The sequence below is a fragment of the Oleiphilus sp. HI0125 genome (assembly GCF_001635355.1).
The window spans coordinates 1-1,145 of the sequence record NZ_LWGF01000295.1; the positions used below are offsets into that span (position 1 = coordinate 1).

The 1,145-nt window shown below is 44.9% G+C and carries 2 protein-coding genes; both read right to left on the bottom strand.

Features of this window, described 5'->3' with window-relative positions; all coding sequences use genetic code 11:
- Positions 1-324: phosphate regulon sensor protein PhoR (locus A3762_RS04080; RefSeq protein ID WP_156493220.1), on the bottom strand; the 324-nt coding region annotated here is incomplete at its 3' end.
- Between the two features lie 52 nt (positions 325-376).
- Positions 377-1,072, bottom strand: coding sequence for a phosphate regulon transcriptional regulator PhoB (gene phoB, locus A3762_RS04085; RefSeq protein ID WP_068482232.1), 696 nt, complete (start codon positions 1,070-1,072; stop codon positions 377-379).
- Positions 1,073-1,145 lie beyond the last annotated feature (73 nt).

Sequence of the window (1,145 nt, forward strand, 5' to 3'; positions counted from 1 at the left end):
ATCTTTCAGAGCATTCGCCGAATTACGAACACGCTTAATCATTTTGCTTAAGCGCTTACGTGCCTTTTTATTTTGCAATTGGGTGTAATACAAACCTTCAAAAAGGTCTCCCCATAAACCATAACTTTCAGGCACTTCTTTTGGCTTTTTAGTTGGATAGAGCCAAGCATGTAAACGAAGTGCTTGTCGCACCATCCACAAGCTATAGCTCGCAAAGAACACCAGAAGAATAGGAAGGAGAAGGTCCGTGATTAAGCCGAGTAAAACAGCTAGCACAAATGCCCACACTAAATAGCGGACGTGTGCAGACGCGCGTTTATGCATTCGCTTTGCTTCCTTTAAACTCGCACAAAATAGATAAGGCTATATTAGCCAATTAATGCGCCGTTTTGGTAGAAAAACGATAACCGGTACCTCGAACAGTTTGAACTAAGGCTTCATGGCGTTTGCCGATCGCTTTGCGCAAACGACGAATGTGTACATCAACAGTGCGTTCTTCCACATAAACATTACCACCCCAAACGAGGTCCAATAGCTGCGCTCGCGTGTAGACGCGATCTTGGTGTGTCATGAAAAACTGCAGAAGTTTATATTCTGTTGGCCCCATCGAAAGCGTTTCACCTTCTGAGCTAACACGGTGACAGACTGGATCGAGCTCTAAGCCATCAATATTAATCGCAGACTCTAACCCTTGTGGATTAGCTCGACGCAGCACCGCTTTTAACCTAGCCACTAACTCACGTGGAGAAAAAGGCTTAGTAATGTAATCATCCGCTCCGACTTCCAAGCCTTGAATCTTATTGTCTTCTTCGACTTTCGCAGTGATCATAATGATTGGAATTTCAGAAGTGCTTTCGTCACGCTTCAAACGTCGGGCAAACTCTACACCGCTCGTTTCCGGCAACATCCAGTCTAATAAGATCATATCGGGGCGATCGTCTAGCACAATGCTGTGAGCGTCACGGGCATTACTCGCTTCAAAACAGGTATACCCTGCCATCTCTAANGCTACTGCGATCATTTCGCGGATGGATGACTCGTCATCCACAATAAGGATTTTCTTATCTGCCATGTCTTACACTCTCATTATGCTCAATCACATCTGAGCAAATACCTACTCGTCGCGGTATTAGAAAGGAGGTTTG